The organism is Bacillus sp. ISL-18, from assembly GCF_018613415.1.
Taxonomy (GTDB): Bacteria; Bacillota; Bacilli; order Bacillales; family Cytobacillaceae; genus Neobacillus.
The window spans coordinates 559809-578653 of sequence record NZ_JAGGQG010000002.1 but is presented as its reverse complement, the minus strand read 5'-3'; the positions used below and the strand labels follow the sequence as shown (position 1 = coordinate 578653).

20 protein-coding genes are annotated in these 18845 nt (G+C 38.4%); 4 read left to right on the top strand and 16 right to left on the bottom strand.

The annotated features are described in order from the left end of the window. Window position 1: 1 nt before the first annotated feature. The 4 genes from J7E81_RS02865 to J7E81_RS02850 all read right to left on the bottom strand — a co-directional run bounded on the left by J7E81_RS02865 (window position 2) and on the right by J7E81_RS02850 (window position 4646). Complete coding sequence (locus J7E81_RS02865; RefSeq protein ID WP_215040623.1) at window positions 2–1291, bottom strand: dihydrolipoamide acetyltransferase family protein; 1290 nt, start codon at window positions 1289–1291, stop codon at window positions 2–4. A 122-nt stretch (window positions 1292–1413) separates the two neighbouring features. Continuing rightward, entirely contained in the window at window positions 1414–2391 is a 978-nt protein-coding gene (locus J7E81_RS02860; RefSeq protein ID WP_215040622.1) for an alpha-ketoacid dehydrogenase subunit beta, read from the bottom strand. Between the two features lie 3 nt (window positions 2392–2394). Beyond that, window positions 2395–3510, bottom strand: coding sequence for a pyruvate dehydrogenase (acetyl-transferring) E1 component subunit alpha (gene pdhA / locus J7E81_RS02855; protein WP_215040621.1), 1116 nt, complete (start codon window positions 3508–3510; stop codon window positions 2395–2397). A 476-nt stretch (window positions 3511–3986) separates the two neighbouring features. Then, entirely contained in the window at window positions 3987–4646 is a 660-nt protein-coding gene (locus J7E81_RS02850) for a YkyA family protein (protein WP_251028407.1), read from the bottom strand. Window positions 4647–4823: 177 nt separating this feature from the next. On the opposite strand from J7E81_RS02850, the gene def reads away from it, so the two are divergent. From def to rnjA, 3 genes are all read left to right on the top strand, one after another. Next, window positions 4824–5378, top strand: a complete 555-nt coding sequence (def, locus tag J7E81_RS02845; protein WP_215040620.1) for a peptide deformylase — start codon at window positions 4824–4826, stop codon at window positions 5376–5378. A 448-nt stretch (window positions 5379–5826) separates the two neighbouring features. Beyond that, window positions 5827–6039 carry a DNA-dependent RNA polymerase subunit epsilon gene (locus tag J7E81_RS02840; protein WP_215040619.1) on the top strand — a complete coding sequence of 71 codons (213 nt, stop codon included), beginning with the start codon at window positions 5827–5829 and terminating at the stop codon, window positions 6037–6039. A gap of 3 nt (window positions 6040–6042) precedes the next feature. Then, a complete protein-coding gene (gene rnjA, locus J7E81_RS02835) occupies window positions 6043–7710 on the top strand; it encodes a ribonuclease J1 (RefSeq protein ID WP_215040618.1) in 1668 nt (555 codons plus the stop codon). Window positions 7711–7745: 35 nt separating this feature from the next. On the opposite strand, the gene J7E81_RS02830 is transcribed toward rnjA, so the two are convergent. From J7E81_RS02830 to J7E81_RS02775, 12 genes are all read right to left on the bottom strand, one after another. Further along, a complete protein-coding gene (locus J7E81_RS02830) occupies window positions 7746–8405 on the bottom strand; it encodes a potassium channel family protein (RefSeq protein ID WP_215040617.1) in 660 nt (219 codons plus the stop codon). Between the two features lie 65 nt (window positions 8406–8470). Continuing rightward, on the bottom strand, window positions 8471–9382 hold the full coding sequence (locus tag J7E81_RS02825) for a DUF4349 domain-containing protein (protein WP_251028406.1): 912 nt from the start codon (window positions 9380–9382) through the stop codon (window positions 8471–8473). A 114-nt stretch (window positions 9383–9496) separates the two neighbouring features. Further along, complete coding sequence (locus J7E81_RS02820; protein WP_215040616.1) at window positions 9497–9952, bottom strand: TlpA disulfide reductase family protein; 456 nt, start codon at window positions 9950–9952, stop codon at window positions 9497–9499. 60 nt (window positions 9953–10012) lie between these two features. Continuing rightward, window positions 10013–10561, bottom strand: a complete 549-nt coding sequence (locus J7E81_RS02815; protein ID WP_215040615.1) for a peroxiredoxin — start codon at window positions 10559–10561, stop codon at window positions 10013–10015. Window positions 10562–10840: 279 nt separating this feature from the next. After that, window positions 10841–11959, bottom strand: coding sequence for an N-acetyldiaminopimelate deacetylase (locus J7E81_RS02810; RefSeq protein ID WP_215040614.1), 1119 nt, complete (start codon window positions 11957–11959; stop codon window positions 10841–10843). An 82-nt stretch (window positions 11960–12041) separates the two neighbouring features. Beyond that, on the bottom strand, window positions 12042–12770 hold the full coding sequence (gene dapD / locus J7E81_RS02805) for a 2,3,4,5-tetrahydropyridine-2,6-dicarboxylate N-acetyltransferase (RefSeq protein ID WP_215040613.1): 729 nt from the start codon (window positions 12768–12770) through the stop codon (window positions 12042–12044). 54 nt (window positions 12771–12824) lie between these two features. Next, on the bottom strand, window positions 12825–13712 hold the full coding sequence (locus J7E81_RS02800) for a transcriptional regulator CcpC (RefSeq protein ID WP_215040612.1): 888 nt from the start codon (window positions 13710–13712) through the stop codon (window positions 12825–12827). A gap of 35 nt (window positions 13713–13747) precedes the next feature. After that, the gene (locus J7E81_RS02795) at window positions 13748–15244 is read right to left on the bottom strand and encodes an MDR family MFS transporter (RefSeq protein WP_374103985.1); all 1497 of its coding nucleotides are present in this window, start codon (window positions 15242–15244) and stop codon (window positions 13748–13750) included. Window positions 15245–15307: 63 nt separating this feature from the next. Next, window positions 15308–15751, bottom strand: coding sequence for a cyclic-di-AMP-binding protein CbpB (cbpB, locus tag J7E81_RS02790; RefSeq protein WP_215040611.1), 444 nt, complete (start codon window positions 15749–15751; stop codon window positions 15308–15310). A 115-nt stretch (window positions 15752–15866) separates the two neighbouring features. Continuing rightward, on the bottom strand, window positions 15867–16103 hold the full coding sequence (locus J7E81_RS02785) for a YkuJ family protein (protein WP_098526949.1): 237 nt from the start codon (window positions 16101–16103) through the stop codon (window positions 15867–15869). 218 nt (window positions 16104–16321) lie between these two features. Beyond that, on the bottom strand, window positions 16322–16558 hold the full coding sequence (locus J7E81_RS02780; RefSeq protein ID WP_215040610.1) for a hypothetical protein: 237 nt from the start codon (window positions 16556–16558) through the stop codon (window positions 16322–16324). Between the two features lie 72 nt (window positions 16559–16630). Beyond that, window positions 16631–17842, bottom strand: coding sequence for an EAL domain-containing protein (locus J7E81_RS02775; protein WP_215040609.1), 1212 nt, complete (start codon window positions 17840–17842; stop codon window positions 16631–16633). A 138-nt stretch (window positions 17843–17980) separates the two neighbouring features. On the opposite strand from J7E81_RS02775, the gene J7E81_RS02770 reads away from it, so the two are divergent. After that, window positions 17981–18832: a C39 family peptidase gene (locus J7E81_RS02770; protein WP_308162120.1), complete on the top strand. Its 852-nt coding sequence runs from the start codon at window positions 17981–17983 to the stop codon at window positions 18830–18832. Window positions 18833–18845: the final 13 nt, after the last annotated feature.

Here is an 18845-nt window from a genome sequence, read left to right as displayed (position 1 = left end):
CTTACGCCTCCATTAACAATAGTTCTGGATCGTTTAATAAACGTTTAATATGATTCATTGCATTTTGAGCAGTCGCACCATCAATCATGCGGTGGTCAAAGCTTAAAGATAATGCTAATACTGGTGCAGCAACAATTTCACCGTTTCGGACGATTGGCTTCTCGGCAATGCGGCCTACACCTAAGATCGCTACTTCTGGGTGGTTAATAACAGGAGTGAACCATTGTCCGCCTGCAGATCCAATGTTAGAAATTGTGCAAGATGCACCCTTCATTTCATTTGGAGCAAGTTTACCATCACGTGCTTTACCAGCTAATTCGTTAATTTCATTAGAAATTGTAAATACAGATTTACGGTCAGCATCTTTAACTACAGGAACTAAAAGACCTTTTTCAGTATCAGCAGCGATACCAATGTTGTAATAATGCTTATGGATAATTTCACTAGTTGCATCGTCAAGAGATGTATTTAATACAGGGAATTCTCTTAATGCGCTAGTTAATGCTTTTACGATATATGGTAAGAATGTAAGCTTAATGCCTTTAGCAGCAGCCACTTCTTTGAACTTCTTACGGTGTGCTACAAGCTTAGTTACATCAATTTCATCCATTAAGGTTACGTGTGGAGCAGTGTGCTTAGAGTTTACCATTGCTTTTGCAATTGCTTTACGGATACCGCTCATTTTTTCACGCGTTTCTGGATATTCACCTTGTGGAATTGGGGCAGCAGCTTTTGGTGCTTCTGTCTTAGCTTCGTCAGCCGCAGGGACTGTTACATCTGCAGCAGGAGCAGCTGCACCGCCGTTTACGAACGCATCAATATCAGTCTTTAGTACACGGCCGTTATCCCCAGAACCTGTTACTAAACGAATTTCCACACCTTTTTCACGCGCATATTTACGGACAGAAGGCATAGCAATAATACGACGATTTGGGTCCACTTCACCTTGAGCTGCTGGAGCTGCCGCTTCTTGTTCTACTGCCGCTGGAGCCTCAGCTTGTTTTGGAGCTTCCTCGGCATGATCATCGCCTTTAAATTGTAAGTTTTCATATCCTGGAGCATCAAATGTAACTAGAACTTGACCAACTGTTGCTACCGTTCCTTCTCCAACTAACACTTCTTGAACAGTACCCTCTACTGGGGATGGAATTTCAACTACAGCTTTATCATTTTGGATTTCACATAGGACATCATCTTCTTGGACCTTATCACCTGGCTTTACAAACCATTTGACGATTTCACCTTCGTGAATACCTTCACCGATATCAGGCATTTTAAATTGAAATGACACAGAGATTCATCTCCTATTTTTCATGTATTTTGAACGATTCACTTTAGAGTTGGGAAAAGATGATTCTTTTCCCAATTATTATGTTATCTATGTTATTTATCTTTCAGCTCAACCTGCAATTTTTAGAAAGTTAGTACTTTTTTAGCTGTCTCCATAACGTCCTTATAATTTGGAAGCCAAACTGATTCAGCTTGTGGGAATGGGAATACTGTATCTGGTGCAGCAACACGTAAAACAGGCGCTTCTAAACTAAGAATAGCACGATCATTAATTTCAGCGACAACATTAGCTGCAACACCTGCTTGTTTTTGTGCTTCTTGAACGACGATTGCACGTCCAGTTTTCTCTACAGACGCAATAATGGTCTCAATATCAATTGGGCTTACAGTACGCAGGTCAATAACCTCTGCAGAAAAGCCTTCTTTTTCTAGTTCTTCCGCAGCTTTTAAAGATTCATGTACCATGGCACCGTAAGTAATAATGGATACATCTGTTCCTTCACGCTTAACTTCAGCTTTTCCTAGTGGAATAGTATATTCCTCTTCTGGAACCTCTTGACGGAATGAACGGTATAGTTTCATATGCTCAAGGAAAATAACCGGGTCATTGTCACGAATTGCTGAAATAAGCAGCCCTTTTGCATCATAAGGAGTGGCAGGAATAACTACCTTTACTCCTGGAGTTTGAGCCATAAGTCCTTCTAAGCTGTCCGCGTGCATATCTGGAGTATGAACTCCTCCACCAAATGGTGAGCGGATTGTAACCGGAGCACTATATCTTCCACCTGAACGATAGCGTTGACGAGCTAATTGACCAGCAATGGAATCCATTACTTCAAACACAAATCCAAAAAATTGAATTTCCGGTACTGGACGGAAGCCTTGTAAGCTTAGACCTACTGCTAAACCGCCAATCCCTGATTCAGCTAGAGGCGTGTCAAACACACGATCTTCGCCAAATTCCTGGTGCAGCCCTTCAGTTGCACGGAATACACCACCGTTTACGCCAACATCTTCCCCGAAAACTAACACATTCGGATCATTTCGCAGTTCCGTACGTAATGCATCTGTTATTGCTTGAATCATAGTCATTTGAGCCATGGCTTACTTCGACTCCTTTTCTTTATATAGTTCATATTGTTCTTTTAAAGTTTGCGGCATTTCTTCATACATAATAGACATTAAGTCTGTCACTTTTTGTTTTGGTGCAGCATCAGCTTGTTTAAGCGCTTCTTTAATGTCTTCTTTTGCCTGTTCAATTACTGCAGTTTCTTTTTCTTCACTCCATAGCCCTTTGTTCTCAAGGAACTTACGGAAACGTACAAGTGGATCTTTCTTTTCCCACTCATTATCAAGATCTGCTGTACGGTAACGAGTTGGGTCATCCCCTGCCATGGTATGTGGGCCATAACGGTAAGTTAACGTTTCAATAAGTGTAGGTCCTTCACCATTAACCGCACGCTCACGTGCTTCGCGTGTTGCAGCATATACTGCTAACGGATCCATACCATCTACCACGATACCAGGAATACCTGCTGCCACAGCCTTCTGTGCTAATGTTTTTGCAGCAGTTTGCTTTTCACGTGGAGTAGAAATGGCAAACTGGTTATTTTGGATAACAAAGATTGCTGGAGCTTTATAAGCACCTGCAAAGTTAATTCCTTCATAGAAATCCCCTTGCGATGTCCCACCATCACCTGTATAGGTAATCGCAACAGCTTTTGTTCCACGCTTTTTCATTCCAAGGGCAACCCCGGCAGTTTGCACATATTGAGCACCAATGATAATTTGTGGATGAAGTACGTTAACACCTTCAGGGATATTCATACCCTCAAAATGTCCTCTAGACCATAAAAAGGCTTGTGATAAAGGTAACCCGTGCCAAACGATTTGCGGTACATCACGGTATCCAGGTAAGATAAAGTCTTCTGTTTCAAGCGCAAATTGAGAGGCAAGCTGGGATGCTTCTTGTCCTGCTGTTGGCGCATAAAAACCTAATCTTCCTTGACGATTCAAAGAAATGGAACGCTGGTCTAAGATTCTAGTGTAGACCATGCGACGCATTAATTCTTGAAGCTGTTCGTCAGTTAGGTTAGGCATTGCTGCCTCATTCACAACCTCACCTTGTTCATTAAGGATTTGAAGCGTTTGGAATTGTTCTTCTACAGCTTCGAGTGCTTTCTTGGCATCAAGCTGGGCATTCTTAAGTTTAGAAGCCATTGTGTCATCTCTTCCTTTCTATTTTAGGGGCCTTTTTTTAAAAAATTAAATCCACTATTTTAGATTACCCAAAAATTGCGATTAAACATAAGTTGAAAGCAACTTGTAATTGGTCATCTGATTGATATTACATAAGATTTGAGGCCTGAATTGGATGGATACATACTATGAACTAGTGTTTCACAGAAAAGGTAAGATAAAAACGAAAAGTTCAACTTCCATAATACAATATTCTGTATCACTATTTTATGTAACATCATTAGTACAACTTTTATCACACTTCTGAGTTTACAACTTTTACTTTATATCGTCAAATACTAAGTTTTATTATTTTTTACAAAAATAACTTATCCTTAAAATCCATTTTCTTAAATAACTGTATCACTAAATTACGCTAACTGTTATATATAATGTCACATTTTAGACACTTGTTATAATATAGAAAAAATCGGCTGTTAGTCAGCCGATTTAAAATCTTACTTCGTTTTTAGTCCTGCCTTTTTATAAAAGGAAAGTTTTTTTTCATTATATTGTTCCGTATATTTATTAAACTGCTCATTTGCAGCGTATACCTTTTTATAAGATTCATTTAGCTTATTGATTTGGGCTTCTAAATCTTCTAGAGGCAGATTTTTATTTTTAAACATTTGATATAATTCTTTATCATATTGAAGAGCCAAAGAGTATTGCTTATACAGTTCTCTATGTGCTTCATATCTTTTCATCATTATAGTAGTAAGGTCATTAGCTAGTTCCTTTAGTGCAGGTTCTTCTAATTGCCCTTTTAGTTCAGTAACTTTTGAAAATTCTTGCTCTGATTCATTTAGGCTTGTCGTTTCTTTCTCTAGACGGTCTTTTCGTTTATCTGCTAAGGCGAGAGCTTCATCTGAGAGTTTGACAATCTGATCATATTCCTTCATACCTTGTTTTATAATTTGGTCATATACTTCTTTTTCTTGTTTTTCTAAAGTAACTAACGGTTCTTGCTGTTCCTCAAAAACCTTTTCTTTATTAACAACATTTTCCAATACATCATACATTTTTTCTACCGTGGTCTTTTTTTCTGCACATCCTGATAAAATAAAAATAATAGCCGTGACAATTAAAAGAATGCTGCTTCTTCCTTTGACTAACAAGTTCAAACCTCCTTATTATTGCAATTCCTACTATATCTGTATAAAGTTTGTTTGACAATATCCAAAACACCGAAAGTCGGGCAAAATTACAAAAGTAAACACTTATTAACTTTTTGTCTATTGTTTGATAGACTAATTAGTGACTTAACTTTATGGAACTATAGGAGTGAAATGTTCATGTTAACAATGGAGGATATCATTCGAGACGGGCATCCAACCCTTCGGAAAGTGGCAGCGGAGGTAGTTTTGCCGCCATCCGAAGAGGATAAAAAAACCTTAGCCAGTCTTTTAGAATACGTAATAAACAGTCAAAACAGTGAAATTGCCGCAAAATATAGCCTTCGTCCGGGGATTGGTTTAGCTGCTCCACAAATAAATGTGTCAAAAAGGATGATTGCTGTACATCTCACAGACGATAAAGGAACTTTATACAGCTATGCATTATTTAACCCCAAAATCGTCAGTCATTCGGTTGAGAAGGCCTACCTTCAATCCGGAGAGGGCTGCTTGTCAGTGGACGAAGCCATTCCTGGATATGTTCCAAGGTATGCTCGGATTACTGTAAAAGGAGTGACTCTTGAGGGAGAAGAAGTTAAACTTCGTCTAAAGGGTCTGCCGGCAATGTGTTTCCAGCATGAAATTGACCACCTTAATGGCATCATGTTTTATGACTATATCGATAAAAAGGATCCTTATAAACCAATCGAAGGAGCAATCTCCATCGAAAGATAGGACACTGGCCTTTTCATTAGGCCAGTGTTTTTTTGTTCACTATTCTTCCATCTTATACCATGAAAGAATACCTATTTTACTCATATAATAATAGTAAAAAAATATCAACAGTAAAAAAATTTCAATTATCTGCCATAGCCTGCTTTACTTTGGACAAGGTTCGTATAAAATAAAGGTAAGGAGATGATCCACTATGTTAAAGAAGCTAAGAAAGAAGCTCTTAAAACAGTGGAACGATTTACTTAGAAAAAAATCTATTGCCTAAATTTTTTAAAGGGCCCTTCAAACTTGCGAAGGGCTCCTTCATTATTGTAAATTGTAGTAATACGCATTAAATTTACATACTTTTCATATATAGTCCACGGCGTCCCCAAAGAAAATAAATGAAAAAGATGAAAATATTTTATATAATAGAAAAAGTTATGATTCAATAAGGAGCGAATTTGTCATGATATTTAAAGTGTATTATCAAGAAAAAGTTACAGAAGTTCCCGTTAGAGAAAACACTAAAACTATTTTTGTTGAAGGTGAATCGGTAAGAGATGTACGAAAAAAAATCGCCGACCGCGGTTATAATGTGGAACATGTACAAGAAGTTAACGGAGCTTATTTAGAATACGAACAACAAAATGAAGACTTTAAAGTATTGGAGATTGGATAATTTATGAAATTTGTAAAAAATGATCAAACTGCTGTTTTTGCCTTGGGTGGTTTAGGGGAAATAGGCAAAAATACCTATGCAGTTCAGTTCCAAGATGAAATTATATTAATCGATGCCGGCATTAAATTCCCGGAGGATGAATTATTAGGGATCGATTATGTTATCCCTGATTACACTTATTTAGTTAAAAACGAAGAAAAAATCAAAGGATTATTTGTAACCCACGGACACGAAGACCACATTGGCGGTATCCCTTATTTACTTCGTGAAATAAATATTCCGATCTATGGCGGCAAACTTGCCCTTGGGTTAATTAAAAATAAATTAGAAGAGCACGGATTATTACGAAATGCTAAACTGATTGAAATTAAAGAAGACGATATCATTAAGTTCCGCAAAACATCCGTAACGTTTTTCCGTACCACCCACAGTATTCCTGATTCCTATGGTATTGTTGTAAAAACCCCTCCAGGACAAATCGTCCATACAGGTGATTTTAAATTTGATTTTACCCCCGTAGGTGAACCAGCTAATTTAACCAAAATGGCTGAAATAGGTAAGGAAGGGGTTCTATGCCTGCTATCGGATAGCACAAACAGTGAAATTCCTGATTTCACAATGTCCGAGCGCCGTGTGGGTGAAAGCATCCATGACATTTTCAGAAAAGTGGATGGCCGGATTATCTTTGCAACTTTTGCATCAAACATTCACAGACTACAGCAAGTAGTAGAAGCAGCAGTTGTGAATGGAAGAAAGGTTGCTGTGTTTGGCCGCAGCATGGAAGCAGCTATTAATATCGGGCTTGAATTAGGCTATATTGTTGCCCCTAAAGAAACATTTATAGAATCCAATCAAATTAACCGATTACCTGCCGATAAAGTGACAATACTTTGTACAGGCAGTCAGGGCGAACCAATGGCGGCCTTATCGAGGATTGCAAATGGAACCCACAGACAAATTCAAATTATCCCTGGTGATACTGTGGTCTTCTCGTCCTCTCCGATTCCCGGGAATACTATTAGCGTAAGTAGGACTATAAATATGTTATACCGCGCCGGGGCTGAAGTAATCCACGGTAAGTTAAGCAATATCCATACTTCTGGACACGGTGGACAAGAAGAACAAAAATTAATGCTGCGCTTGATTAAGCCTAAATTCTTTATGCCCATTCACGGTGAATATCGGATGCAAAAAATGCATGCCAAGCTTGCGATTGATTGTGGGGTTGAGGAAGAAAATTGTTTTATTATGGACAATGGTGAAGTACTGGCTTTATCTGACAGTACAGCACAAGTTGCTGGAAAAATCCCTTCCGGTTCCGTCTATATTGATGGAAGTGGTGTAGGCGACATCGGCAATATTGTTTTAAGGGATCGCCGTATTCTTTCAGAAGAAGGCTTAGTCGTGGTAGTAGTTAGTATCAATATGAAAGAATTTAAAATTTCATCAGGCCCTGACCTTATTTCCCGAGGATTTGTCTACATGAGGGAATCAGGCGATTTAATTAATGACGCTCAGAACCTGATCACCAAACACTTAAATAAAGTAATGGAACGAAAAACGAGCCAATGGTCTGAAATTAAGAATGAGATTACTGATACACTTGCACCTTTCCTTTATGAAAAGACAAAGCGCAGACCAATGATTTTACCAATCATTATGGAAGTATAGAAAAAAGCGGAAGAGCCAAGGCCTTCCGCTTTTTTCTATACTAATACTCGTTTCTCAAACCGGTCGATATCTTGATCATTGCCTATGACGATCAAGATATCGTTGCTGTGAATGGTTTCTTTTGCTTGAGGTGAAACGATAATCTCTTCTCCTCTTTTAATCGCAACGATATTTAACCCGTACTTCTTACGTATATCTAAATCCATAATTGTGTTGCCGCTTAGTTTTCTATTTGCAACAATTTCCACAATACTATGTTCAGCAGATAGTTCAAGATAGTCCAGCACACTATTAGAAGCCATATTGTTTGCTATCCGTTTTCCCATATCCCTTTCAGGGTGAACGACTTGATCAGCCCCAATTTTCTTAAGTACTTTACCATGATAATCATTTTGTGCTTTGGCTGTAATACGTGCCACACCCAATTCTTTCAAAATTAGGGTGGTTAAGATACTCGCTTGAATGTCATCACCGATGGCGACAATCACATGATCGAAATTACGAATCCCTAAACTTTTCAAGACATTCTCATCTGTTGTATCACCAACTACTGCATGGGAAGCAATCATGCTATATTGATTGACTCGTTCTTCATTAATATCAATACCCAGTACTTCCATTCCTTCTTCACTTAATGTTTGGCATATGCTTCCACCAAACCTTCCAAGCCCGATTACTGCAAAACTCTTTTTCATGTAGAAAAACTCCCCCATATGAATCAAATCAGTATGCATCTTAAAAACACGATTGCTTAAAACATTTACTCCTGCCTGTTGTGGCTTTTTTTCTTATTATAATATAGATAAATAAGAATGCCCAATAGGATGAAAATAATCATAATAGGCAGGTTCCCGAAAATAAACACAACTAACCCCGATAGTCCTGCTAATAACAGGTTTGTACTTTTCATAAATTGTTTTTTTGTTTTTTCCCACGTATTTAGTTGATCCTTATCCAGATTAGGAATCACTACTTTCCTTTCGTATAGGGTAATGTTCACGGTTGAAAAGGACGTCTGATTTTTTAAATACTTCATCCTACCTTCGATAATCTCTATCTCTTCTTGAACAGTCGCTAAATCCGCAGAAATCTTAAGTAAATCCTCTGTCTTGGCTGCATTTTTCATAAAGCTAAGCAGACGCTCTTCAACTGCCTTTTTAGACTTCAAACGCGATTCTAGGTCTACATATTCCGCCGTAACATCCTGCCCGTTAATATTCCTTTGCAGTACCTCAGCGGCCTGCCCCTCAGCATCTGTTAAGAAGTCCTGAAAATGTTCTTGAGGGATTCTCAATTTCAAACTGCCGCTTACATGTTCATTTCCATCTTTGGTTACAGTCGATTCCGCTATATAACCACCGTATAATTTTGCTTTACTCTCTAGGTTTTGCAGTGTTTGATCAAATTTTTTTACACGCAGCTCTAGCTCCGCCTGATAAATGACCATCTGATCATCCACCTTGGATTTTACTGCATCCAGCGATTTTTCTGTTTTACTATCAGCCGAGGTCAATGATTCTTCATTTTTTTCTGGCTGGCCGGAGTCCATTACTCGTTTACTTTCCATACTCAATTTTGCACTTTCATCCTTACTCCCAGAACTGCTGCATCCAGCCAGACCCATTAACAAAACCATTATCAAGATCGATATGGTACTTTTAGAGATTATCATCTGCTTGACCCCCTGCTTCTCTATTTAATCATATCGACGTTTATTTATTTCGAAGGTTACATGGTTACGCGACAAAAAAAGAACTATCCGTTAAGGGACAGTTCTTCCGTAAATTTATTCTGTTTTTTCCAGTTCATCGAGTACGCGATTGACACGCTTTTCAAGCATTTTCATTCCACTTCCTCCTGCTTGAAAATGACGGAGTTTACCTTCACGGTCAAAAACGTAGTAGGCAGGTACATATTGATTTTCAAAAGCTTCCGTTAGTTTATGTTCACTGTCAACAAAAATCGGCTGTGTAATTCCATGTTCTGCAGCCACTTTTTTAATTTCCTCAAGGTTCAAATCATCTTCTGAACGAGGCATATGAACTGCGATTACATTTAATTTTTCTTTATACTCATCTCTAAATTGATTTACTTGAGGCATTGCTTCTTTACATAAATGACAGCTAATGGACCAGAAATGAATTAAAGTTGGCTTCTCACCAACTAAGTCTTCTTTTGTTACCTGGCCATTTAACCATTCGGTCGCACCAGCTAATTCTGGCATTTGTTCTCGTAATTTCATGGTAAGACCCCCTGTTTTAAAAAAGACCTAACGCATTAGGTTAGGTCTGCCCTTAATCAATTAAGCATTCAATGTAGCTTGTCCTGGTTTCCAGTTGGCTGGACAAAGACCACCAGTTTGTAATGCTTGAAGGACACGTAATGTTTCATCTACATCACGGCCGATATTGTTATGGTTAACAACGGAATATTTTAATTCACCTTCTGGATCGATGATGAATAGACCACGGAGGGCTACACCCTCTTCTTCAATTAACACGCCATAATCACGAGAAACTACGTGATTCGTATCAGCAGCTAATGAATAATTTAATTGGCCAAGACCATTGTTTTTACGGTCTGTATTAATCCAAGCGAGGTGGGTATGAATAGTGTCAGTAGAAGCTCCAACAACCACTGCATCCAGGTCATCGAATTCTTCAAAACGATCAGACATGGCAGTGATTTCAGTTGGACATACAAAAGTAAAATCCATTGGATAAAAGAACAATACAGTCCATTTATCGTTTTTCATGTTTTCTTCTAGGCTAACTTTTCCAAATTCTTTGTTTGGTAATACGGCTTCCATTTCAAAGCGAGGTGCTTGTTTACCTACCATGCGTTCTGGCATTGAAATCCCTCCAAAAAATTATTTAAATGAGATTATGAACAGCCATTTATAGGGGCCATCCTTTACAATTCTCATTATAGAAAAATCCTTCATGCGAGCAAAATTAGATGATAATTAATTTAAAATAAGAACTTATTATTAATTACAATCTAAAAATTCCCCTTAGTCAGTTTTTCCTATTTCCGTGAGAATAATCGACAATATGTAACATTATTCCTTTTTATTTTAGCACGATTTACCAATTTGAAGAAAGTAATCTGACTTACCAGCAAGGCAAGTTTAATTACCCTTAAATGAGATATAGCTTGTCAATACCCTTACAGCTACATCAATTGCTTCTTCATTTGGATTAAGTCTGGCATGGTGAAGTCCATACGGGGAATCTACACCGAGCCAAAACATTAAACCAGGTATTTCTTTAAGCATATAGCCAAAATCCTCACCTGTCATGGCCTCCCTGCATTCAACTACTGTTACATCCGTTTTGTTTCTAATATATTCGATAAATTCCCTTGTAACCGATTCACTATTGTAAACTTGATGGTACATCGAGCCATAATCAATCCTCGTTTCACACTCATAGCCTGTCTCAATCCCTTTAACAAGGGCTTCTATTCGATGTTTTACCCTTTTCATGGCTTCAGGAGATAATGTTCTAATCGTTCCCTCAAGTCTTGCCTTCTCAGCAATAACATTTTGGACGGTCCCGCCGGTTATTTTTCCAATCGTGATCACAGCACTATCTAATGGATCAACATTTCTTGAAATCACCGTTTGCAGCTGGCTAACAAGAGAACAGGCAGCGATAACCATATCATTTGTTTGATGCGGGTAGGCAGCATGTCCGCCTTTGCCCTTTAGATCTATGAATAATTCAGACGTATTGGCAAATAATAAACCTTCTTTTAAAGCGATTGTACCAACAGGATACTCAGGTGCAATGTGAAGGGCAAATATTAAATCGGGCATCCATTCTTGCAATTCTTCCGATTTTAACATAGGCTCTGCTCCCCCAGGGCCTTCCTCGGCAGGTTGAAACAGAAACAGCAGATTGTCATTTATAGGGTTATGAATGAAGTGAGACAGCACGCCTAAAGCAATCGTCATATGAAAGTCATGACCGCAGGCATGCATCCTTTCTTTGAGTGAAGAGGAAAACTCTAAACCCGTTTCTTCGGTGATGGGCAGACCATCGATATCTGTCCTATAACCTATGGTTTTTGAGGGGCTCAATCCATCAACCTTTACTAGTAATCCCGTTTTCCACTTTTTTATCGAGATGCGGTCTTGCGGAAAAGATTCTATTGTTGCTAAAAGATAGCTCTGAGTTTTAAATTCTTGGAAACCAAGTTCCGGTATTTGATGTAGATCCCTGCGTATATCGATTAATGATTTCATATAGATACCTGCCTTTCTATCTCTATAGAAGAAGCGTGGATTTAGGTCCACGCTTTGCTTTCATTATTCCATGCTTGTCCGCCTATAATTGACGAAGCTCTTGCATGATTTCTGTTTTTGATTTTGTCTTTTCATCAATATCTTTAATTTTCTTTGCTGGTGTGCCCGCAACAACTGTATAAGGCGGTACATCCTTTGTTACTACTGCTCCTGCAGCAACAACAGAGCCTTTCCCAACTTTTACACCTTCTAGCACGACTGCATTGGCACCAATTAGAACATCATCTTCAATGATAACAGGTTGTGCGGAAGGCGGCTCTATTACTCCAGCTAATACCGTTCCTGCTCCAATATGACAGTTCTTTCCGACAGTTGCTCTTCCGCCAAGAACTACCCCCATATCAATCATTGTTTTTTCGCCGATAACGGCTCCAATATTGATGACGGCTCCCATCATAATAACAGCATTATCACCAATTTCTACCTGGTCACGAATAGTGACACCTGGCTCGATTCTTGCATTAATGTGCTTTGTATCTAACAATGGGATGGCTGAATTACGTCGGTCATTTTCGACCACGAAATCCTCAATTTTACCTTTGTTCGCTTCTAATGCTGCATTTATTTCAGACCATTCACCAAAGACAACACCTGTATTTCCATTAATAAAGGCTTTTGCATCGTTTCCGAACTCAATACCTTCTAAATCACCTTTTAAATAAACCTTAACAGGTGTAGATTTTTTACTATTTGCTATAAAAGAAATAATTTCATGTGCATCCATCATTTTTCTAACTTGCCCCCTATTCATGTACTAAAAAATACTTTAACAAACAAAAGGACTGAAAACAAGAAAAAAACAACCTTATTCTTCAGAAGATTCAGCGATATATTCCTTAATTAGTTCCATAAAGGCAGAAACTTGTTTTAGCTGGAATGCCGACTCATATCCTAATAACCAAGTATCTCGTTTTAGCGGTTGATTATTCTCATCCACTAGAGGGATTTTAAAAATACCCCGATCCGCTTTTCTAAGAGTAATTAATGGTAATATAGCGTAACCTATTCCATTAAAAGCCATCTGTTTACACGTTTCGATTTGGTCGACGACAACCGTTCTTTTTGGAGATGTTTTAAATTTTTGCATCCACCAATCTTGGATTTCTTGATAGTAGTTAGAATCGCTTTTAAATTGGATAAAAGGTCTGTCCGTTTTTAAAACTTGCTCCGGCTTGGTAATTTCTCGATCGACAAGATAGAGAGGGTCATTAAAAAGATGCACTTTAATCCCTTTCCAATCTGGAGTACCGCGGATAATCCCAATATGTACCTGATCATCGTATAAACATTTTAGAATTTCACTGCTCCAGCCTGTTACTAGTGAGATTTTCACTTGTGGATATTTATCAATGAATTTCTTTAGAACCTCTGGAAGCCAATTTTGTCCTACGATGGAGGCAACAGCAATTTTTAATGTACCAGAAACACCTTCTTGAAGGGAATCGATTGTTTCACGAACCTTTTCCTGTTTTGTTATAATCTCATTTACAAAGCTAATTACATGCTCCCCGGCAGGTGTTAAGGATAACCCCTTTTGTGAGCGGATAAACAATTTGGTTCCCCATTCCTTTTCAATCGTTTGTAAACGTTGGGAAAGAGCCGGCTGCGATACAAACAGCCGTTCTGAGGCCTTTCTCATATTCATTTCCTGAGCTAAAACCGATAATAACTGAAATTCTGATAGGGAGGACAAGGTCACAACCTCCTTATTATTTTTTGTCTAAAGAACTATGATACCACTTTCTTTTTAGGAATAAATAAAATTAACAGCATACTGATGGCGGCAAAGGTTAATACAACATAATAAACAGAGTGTAAAGAGAAGGTCAGCCCTTCCTGTAAAATCGTTTTCACAGAAGCAGGCAATTGATTTCGTTCGCCAACCTTTAAAAGCTTATTGGCATCCTCAACGGTTAAAGACTTATTATTTTCAGTAAAGAAATGAGTCATTCTGTTATTTAAAATACCACCTAGCAAAGCGGCACCAATGGTATTCCCTAAATTCCGCATAAACATATTAGCGGCTGTTGCGATTCCCCGCTGCTGCCATTCAACAGTGCTTTGAATCGAAACAATGAAGGCGGTTGAAGTAAATCCCATTCCGGCCCCTACAAGAAAAGAGCCGACAGCTGCCCAAATCGGTCCTGCTGAAGCAGACATCGTTACAAAAGCAACACTTCCCAGTACTAAAAATGCACCGCCGATAATAGAAGTTTTTCGATATCCGATGGTAATAAGCATTTTTCCAGAAAGAGTGGAAGCAATCGGCCAGCCGATTGACATCGTAGTTAAGGTAAATCCTGCCACAATGGGTGTTTGTTCCATCACACCTTGCACAAAGGTTGGTAAAAAGCTTGATATCCCAATTAAGATAATCCCAGATGTCAGGGATGTAATATTGGCGATAAAGATGGATCGTTCCTTCCAAATGGAAAATGGCATAACTGGTTCAGCAGCTTTGCCTTCTTGAATGACAAAGGCTATTAAAGCGAATGCCGTTACAAGCAGCAGCCCGATTAACTGCCATGACCCCCATGACCAGCGGTTCTCCCCTTCAATAAGAATAAACATGAGGGTTGAAATCGTGACGGTTAAAAGGATCGCCCCAAAATAATCAATTTCGTGCTTTTTCTTGACAATATCTTCATGAAGGAATAACCAAAGACCCGCCAAGGATAACAGTCCAAGCGGAATGTTAATCCAAAATACGTAATGCCAGCTAACATATTGAACCAGTAAGCCGCCGACAGCAGGCCCTGTAATGGCAGATATCCCCCAAACGATAGAAAGATAGCCTTGAATTTTAGCTCGTTCCTCAGTAGTATAAATATCCCCTACAATGGTGGTAGCAATGGGTGTAACAGCCCCTGCCCCAAAGCCCTGAATCAACCGAAAAATAATCAGAGTTTTCATGGAACCCGCAAACCCGCAAAGAATCGAACCAACTAAAAAAATAATAATCCCAATAGTTAAAATGGGTTTTCGCCCAAATAAATCAGATAGTTTTCCATAAATCAGAACTGTAACCGAGTTCATTAAAAGGTATGCAGAGAAAACCCAACTATATAAGGTAAACCCACCCAAATCCGCAACAATTGCCGGCATCGCTGTCGAAACAATCGTTGCTTCAATTGCCCCCATAAACATGGCGAGCATTACCGAAGCTAGTACTAGTGGCTTTTTGGTTTGCTTTCTTTTCGGAGTTCCAAACGCTTCCATATCCATACTCATTTCCCACCTCTTATCGTAAAAAAATAGAGCCCCCAAATGGGAGCAGAGCGCTAACGGCTATTTCTTATATCTCTTAACGACTTTACTTAATTGATTTAATACAGTGCTTCTTGGTAAAATTCCTTCAAAAAAGCCTTCTTCATTTTCAATACAAAGAAATGGTTGGTTGACTAATAAGTCTAAACATTGACTGATAGATGCTGATATTCCCACGCGCGGAATAGAGCTTTTCATCACTTCTTCAACCCGTTTGTTCTCCAGCTGTTCAAATTCTATTCGTTCAAGCCCAAGAATAGAATCCATTATAATAGGGGTGCTGATCAGCCCACGAAGCTTATAATGTGGATCTAGGACAGGTATAGCGGTATAACCACTTTTCGTTAGCACCAATAGGGCATGCTCCAGATTGTTGCCGACTTGCACATGAGCAACGCGCTCAGATGGAATCATTAATTGTTTGATTGTTAATTCTAAGAATTCCCCGCTAGGAAGACTAATCATACGTCGAATACTCCTCAATTATGTTTTTCTACAGACCTATTTTATCACAGTTTCCAGGGGTCCGGGTTAATTTTAAAACCGTTTTCTACAGAAAAAAAGGAACCTTGAAAGGCTCCTACTGAATTAAATCAAAGATTTCAATTGTAATCATATCAATGTTATCAAATTGGTATCTTTTTGGTTTTTCCTTCTCGTTATAGATTTCCAATTCAAATGTTTCCGTTTTTGGATGAAAGGTTACCTGACATTTTCTTTCACCATTTACCTCAAAATAACGTTGGGCTGGTTCCCCACTCGTTGATTGTTCCTGAAGGTTTTTTAACCTAGTTAATATACCTTGTAGCTGTGACATTAAATTATCCTCCTTTTAACACAAACAAACTGTCTACAGTTATGTTTCTCATTTGGCATCTTTCTATCCCAGTCAATTGATTTCAAAATTTGACAGCCAAGTTTTTATGCCAATATTAAAAGAATAAGATAATAGACCACATTTGTCCAAATAAAAATCAAGAAATCATGATTTTTTTATCAAACAGTGAAAAATAGGCCCCTTTAACAGGAGACCTATCAATAAAATTTCATGGCAAAAAAAAGAATGATAAACAGTGCTAGAGCAAAAAAGATTCCATATGCGAGGAAAATTGGGTTTTTTGTATATGGACTCTTTTGGACATGTTCTGAAATTTTTGCATCTACGTTTCCTTCGACTGCTTTATGCTGTCTGGCAACGGAAAAGGTGTGGATGAGTGAAAAGGCAAGGACGACAATAATCACAATGGAAAGGATATTTTCAAAAAGATTCATGAGCAAGACTCCTTCTAATGAACGTTATCATTAAAATTCCACTTCATAAATCATTCTATACCCGCCCAATCCTTACAATAATTGGTCATGTTCAAATAAATATCGATAGGAAATATCAATAAATAAATATTCTGTGTCGTTCATTGGGAAAGAAAAGGTCCGAATCGTTTCGCCTGTCTCAATATCACCATATAAATCGGATAATCTGCCTTTTTGTTCATGCCGCATCTTGATGATATTTTCCAAGAAATACGGCCGCCAACTCCAATTTTTATTTAAGTATACGGATTGGGTCATCCAGCCATTTTCCCCTTTAAAAATATTGGCTGATTTCTGAAATCCATCTTCATCACATACATACATCCGAAAAGCTATGTCATCCATTTCCTTAATTAACGCCTGAAATAAGGCCTCATATCCTGCCTTTTTGTTCTTACTTACAATGTCCTGAACCATGGATTGAAAATACTCAACTGTGGTATAAACAGCCTCTAATTTTCGCTTCTCATAGGCAATAAAATCATGAAATTTCTCTTTTAAGCGATACTTAAGAAGATCCCGGTTAATAAATTCATCTGTGGGGGGATGTAAATAAAAACCTTGATAATAGTGTCCTCCGTTTTTCCATGCAAACTGGAGCTGATAATTCATTTCAATATTCTCAAACAGAAGAGTTGCCCCTATTTTCCTTGCCAAGAATGACAAGGAGAACAAGACATCATTAAAATTCACCCCAACAGCTGTTGATTTTAGTGCTTGAAGGTTTATTTTAAGAATATCAGGTTCAAGCTGTCCAATCCGCTCAAAGTAATGACTTTCATCACCAATACTGGCCATCGCAATCTTTAACCCATATGTTCGATAATAGTGAAGGAGATGATCGAATTGATCTAAATCCCCTTGATAATTCCGATCAGAAATTTCTAAAATAATCCGGCTTAAACGAAGTCCCTTTTTTTCAAACTCTAACAACTCTTGTAAAAATGGTTCCCCATGTCCGTACATCAATAACTCTGCATTTCGGTTTAAAAAAATCAGGATATCCTCGTCAAGCTCTAAAACCTTTTCGAGTGCTTTCTTTACTACTAATAAGTCCACTTCATATTTATATTCATCAGGGATTTGATCATCATGAAAAAATGGTCCAAGACTAATGACAGTTCCCTTTGATTGGTATCGTCCCAATACTTCGTAAGCAATTACACTTTGCTCATCCGCATTAAATATCGGTTGAAAATAAGGAAAAACATTTTCAAGATCCGATAAGATTTCCAATGCATCCATCCGACTTCCTCCATCTAATTTTTCTCATTATACCATACGCTTAATTTCCCCATCTCGTTCTTTTCCAAAAGGATACCATTATAGCATCCATGATACAATCATAACCTATAGTCAGTGCTTCCCAAAGGAGAGTGTTTTGTGAAAGGGTTATACTTATTAACTTCTATACTGACTATGATTGGCTGCAGCCACTCCAATACTGTTTCAAACCAGCAGGAGTCCCAAAAAGTAAAAGTTGAACAAACTACAAACATAAAAAGTAACAGTAAACAGGAACCGGCACCTGACAGGAATAGCCGGAAATCTTACACCCTTAATGATGTAACAGATCAGGTAATGAATGTAGAGGGGCAGAAAAAAGTTAATCAGACGGTTAGTACCATTCCAAGAAAATCATCCACCTTACTAAATGTGGTGTTAATTAAACAAAACCCTGAATTAAGATATGGCTGCGAAGTGACCAGTCTAGCAATGGTCTTACATTACGCCGGCGCCAAAACAGATAAAATGGATTTGTACCGAAGGATTCAGAAAGACCCGGACCCGCTCATTAAATCGGCTAGAGGCGATATATTACGCTGGGGGAACCCTGCCGATGGATTTGTTGGAGACATGACTGGAAGACGGGCAGGCTATGCCGTATTTGATCAGCCCATGGTTACGTTAATCAATCAAAAACTCCCCGGGAGAGCTGTAAATCTAACAAATCAGCCCTTTGACAGCGTTTTAGCGCATGTTTCAAGCGGTTATCCAGTTGTGGTCTGGACAACTGGAGATTACCGTCTGCCTGACCGCTGGGAAGGCTGGTATCATGGGAATCAATTTATCAAAACCCCCCTTGATTTGCACGCAGTGGTATTAGTAGGCTATGATACCAATCATGTATATTTAAATGATCCATTATCAGGAAGAAAACAAGTAAGGGTAAACAAGGTACAATTTATTCGATCATGGAAGGCATTACAATCGCGGGCGGTTAGTTACAAATAGAAAGCAGTCTTTT